Origin of the sequence: Streptomyces sp. NPDC060205 (assembly GCF_042728395.1) — a bacterium.
Taxonomy (GTDB): domain Bacteria; phylum Actinomycetota; class Actinomycetes; order Streptomycetales; family Streptomycetaceae; genus Streptomyces.
Window position 1 is genome coordinate 1 of record NZ_JBHWZP010000543.1, and the last position, 3,837, is coordinate 3,837.

The 3,837-nt window shown below is 72.3% G+C and carries 4 protein-coding genes; all 4 read right to left on the reverse strand.

The window, feature by feature from the left end; all coding sequences use genetic code 11:
• Window positions 1-140: 140 nt before the first annotated feature.
• A complete protein-coding gene (locus ACFWGJ_RS42630) occupies window positions 141-1,088 on the reverse strand; it encodes an alcohol dehydrogenase catalytic domain-containing protein (protein WP_387334345.1) in 948 nt (315 codons plus the stop codon).
• Window positions 1,088-1,942: an alpha/beta fold hydrolase gene (locus ACFWGJ_RS42635; RefSeq protein WP_387334346.1), complete on the reverse strand. Its 855-nt coding sequence runs from the start codon at window positions 1,940-1,942 to the stop codon at window positions 1,088-1,090. The genes ACFWGJ_RS42630 and ACFWGJ_RS42635 overlap by 1 nt, the downstream gene beginning before the upstream one ends.
• A gap of 36 nt (window positions 1,943-1,978) precedes the next feature.
• Window positions 1,979-2,827, reverse strand: coding sequence for an alpha/beta fold hydrolase (locus ACFWGJ_RS42640; RefSeq protein WP_387334347.1), 849 nt, complete (start codon window positions 2,825-2,827; stop codon window positions 1,979-1,981).
• A 129-nt stretch (window positions 2,828-2,956) separates the two neighbouring features.
• Window positions 2,957-3,766, reverse strand: coding sequence for an SDR family NAD(P)-dependent oxidoreductase (locus tag ACFWGJ_RS42645; protein ID WP_387334348.1), 810 nt, complete (start codon window positions 3,764-3,766; stop codon window positions 2,957-2,959).
• Window positions 3,767-3,837 lie beyond the last annotated feature (71 nt).

The window sequence follows — 3,837 nt, forward strand, 5'->3', positions numbered from 1 at the left end:
CCCAAGGACCCGCGGCTTCGCCGCTGTGCCCCCGGCGGGGAGATGCGGCCCGAAGGGCCATGCATCTCAGGGGCGCGGGGAACTGCGCGATCAGCCACGGCGAGACCCGCACCCGGTACCGGTCGCGCAGCCCCGAGCTGTCACCCGGGCAACAGGACCGCCCGCCCCCGCACCCGTCCGCCCCGCAGCGCGGCCAGCGCCGCAGGGGCGTCCGCCAACCTGAACTCCTTTACCGCCAGCGTCAGTTCACCCTCGGAGAGCCGGCGCACCAGGTCGCCGGAAACCTCGCGGGCCCGGCGTTCCTGGCGGATCATGTTCACCGGCAGCAGCGCCACCTCGTCGAGCAGCCAGCTCGGCAGATCGAGTTCGACGTGCGTGCCCGCCACATAGCCGATGACCACGGCGCGTCCGCCCCGCCGCACCCACCGGCTGCGGCCGACAAGTCCCGCGCCGCCGAGCGTGTCGACGAGCAGCGAGGCCGACCGGTCCTGGGCGAGGCCTTCCGCGTCGTCCAGTGTCAGAGCCTCTACGCCCTTCGGTACGTCGGCGAGCTGGTCCTCCCGGCCGACCACGCCGGTCACCCGGGCTCCTGCGGCCAGTGCCTGCTGGGCCACCATCGCGCCGACCGCGCCGGCGGCACCGACCACGACGACGTCCTCGTCCTGGCCGATCCGGGCGATGTCGTGCAGCGCCACGTGCGCGGTCGTGGCGGGGACGAAGAAGCTCGCCGCCACCGCGGGATCGAGCGGGGCGTCGAGCGGGGTGACGGCCTTGCGCTTGACGCTGACCCGCTCGGTCCACGTGCCGTCACGCAGGAGGCCCAGGCCGCCGCCGCGCAGCACGACCTGGGTGCCGGGGGCCAGACCGGAGTCGGCGTCCGCCTCCAGGACCGTGCCCGCGCCCTCGACACCGCCGATGTACGGAAGCGGGGGCTTGAGCTCGAAGTCGCCGGATGCGACGGTCACATCGAGGTGCGCGACGCCGCCAGCCGTGACCTGGACGAGGACCTCTCCCGGCGCGCAGACCGGCTCGGGCACCTCGTCGAGGACCGGAGCGGCGCCCCAGTCGTGGAACCGGACCGCCCGCATCAGCCGGCGGCCTTGCCGATGAACTCAAGGCTGAGCGCGTTGTAGCGCTCGGCCTGCTCGTGCTGCGGCCAGTGTCCGCAGTTCTCGAACAGTTCGAGGCGCGAGCCGGGGATGCCCTGGTGCAGCGCCGTCGCCTCGGGGGTGTCACCGAACGGGTTCTGGCGTCCCCACACCACCAGCGTCGGCTGGGTGATCTGCGCCAGGTGCTCGGGGCGCAGCAGGTTGCGCTGGCGGCGCTCCATCTGCTGGAGGGACAGGAGGTTGTCGACGCCCGCGACGAACTCCGGCGTGTGGTAGATCGCGTGCCGGACCTCGACCAGTTCCTCGGTGGCGGAGGCGTCGTCGGCCATGAGCAGCCGCATCCGCCGGCGGGTCAGCTCGATGTCGTCGGAGGTGACGGCCTGCTTGGTGCTGGTGCGGATGCGGTCCATGACCTCGGGGTTGGCCACGGTGCCGCCGGAGCAGAGGAGTTGGAGACTGCGTACCCGCTCGGGGTGCTCGATGGCGGCGCGGGCACCGACCCAGCCGCCCAGGGACTCGCCGACGATGTGGACGCTGTCGACACCGACGGCGTCCAGGTAGCCGAGGAGGTGGGTGACGTAGTCGCCGATCTCGTACGGCTTGTCGGGCTTGCCGGTGTAGCCGTGGCCGAGCATGTCGATGGCGTGCAGGTCGTAGGCGGCGTGCGCGGTGATGTTGCGGGCGAAGGCCTCCAGGTGACCGCTGGTGCCGTGCAGGAAGACGACGGCCTGGGCGGTCGGGTCGCCGGCGCGCAGGGTGCGGGTGGGGACTCCGGCGGCGTCGACGTACTCGACGCGGAAGGGGGTGGGGCTGATCTCGGTCCAGATGGACATGCATCACTCCGAAGGGCGGTCGGGGAGGGGGACGTTTCAGCTCAGGGAGTTGAGGAAGCCGCTGACGACCGATTGGTACGCCTCGGGGCGTTCCTCCTCCAGGTGATGGGAGGTGTGGTCCATCACGTGGAGGTTCCCGTTCGGCACCATGCGGGCCAGCATCAGCGGGTAGTCCGGGGTGAGGAACGCGTCCTGCATGCCCCAGATGAACAGCGTGGGAGCCTGGATCTGGCCCAGTTCCCCGGTGAGGTCCTGCCAGTCGCCGCGCGGCGAGTCGGACATGGCCGCCAGCGCGCGCTCCTCCTCGTCGAGGCTCTGCTCGTAGCGCAGTGTCAGCGTCTCCTCGGGGAGCTTCGCGCCGTCGTACCACTCCAGCTTCGTGATGAGGTCCCGCATCTTCTCGCGGGTCGGGCCCTCGCCGCCGTAGTAGATGTCGCGGGCCGTGCGGCCGCGGTGCCCGTTCTCCGGGAGCGGGGCGAGCGGTCCGTAGAAGACGGGCATGCTGCCGGTGATGACGAGGGACCGGACGCGGTCCGGGTACTTCGCGGCGAGGTTGAGGGCGATGGTGCCACCCCACGAGCTGCACACGAAGTCGGCGCGGTCGACGCCGAGCGTGTCCAGCAGGCCGACGGTCTTCGCCGCGTGGTGGTCCCACATCGGTCCCTGGATGGGGGACTTCTCCGACTTGCCGTACTGCTGGATGTCGACGAGCAGACAGCGCCGGTCGGCGGCGAACAGATGCGCGACGGGCCCGAAGTCGCTCCACGCGGTGCAGCCGGGGCCGCCACCGTGCAGGAACACGGTGTCGGGACCCGAGCCGAGGTCGTGGTAGTGGTAGCGGATGCCCGCGCCGTCCGCGTAGTGGCTCTCCGGTGCTGGTGACATGCGAGTCCTTCCGTGGAAAGGCAGAGGGGTGCGGTGCCGAGCCCATCACCGAGCCGGGCGCGGGCCCAGCGTCGCGGTCCGTTCAGCAAACCGTTCTCGCTGGGTGACTCGGGCGACTCGGGTGAGCGCTCACTGCGCGGTGTAGCCACCGTCCGCGTGCACCACGGCGCCGGTGGTGAAGGACGAGCCCGCGGCAAGCAGCGGGAGCACCGCGTGCGCGATGTCCTCGGGCCTGCCCCAGCGGCCCAGCGGCACCTTGGCGGTGAAGGCGGCCTGGGCGGCGGCGTCGGTGGCGGTGGCGCTCTCGTTCATGGGGGTGCGCACGGGCCCGGGGGCGACGCAGTTCACGGTGACGCCGGTCCCGGCGACCTCCAGGGCCGCCGACCGGGTGAGTGCGGCCACCGCGCCCTTGGTGGCGGCGTAGCCGCCCCGTTCGGGGGCGCCGGTCGAGCCGAGTACGGAGCCGATCGTGACGATGCGGCCGTGCCCGGCGTCGAGCATGCCGGGCAGGACGGCGCGGATCGCCAGCCACGTACCGATGACGTTGGTGTCGAGGGCGGCGCGGAAGTCGTCGGGCGTGAGGTCGAGCACCGAGCCGCGGGCCAGCCGGCCGGCGGCCGTCACCAGGCCGGTGACGGGTCCCCAGCGTTCGGCGGCCCGGCGCACGGCCGCGGCCAGCGCGTCGGGGTCGGTGGTGTCCGCGACCAGCGCCAACCGGCGCTCGCCCGCGATGCTTTCGAGCTGCTCGGCCGCCGCGTCGCAGCGGTCCTGGGAACGTCCGGTGACCACCACGGGGCGCCCGGCGCGGGCCACTGCCTCCGCGACGGCCAGGCCGATCCCGCTCGTGCCGCCCGTGACGAGCACGGCTCCGTTCAACGTGGCTTCTTCGGCTTGCTGAGTCTTGGTGTGCTGGGTCTCGGTGTGCTGTGAGGAACTCATCCGCCGAGCATGCGGAACGCACGGGAACACACCAACGCGGGTGGTCCGGTCACCGGAACCCGGTACCGGAC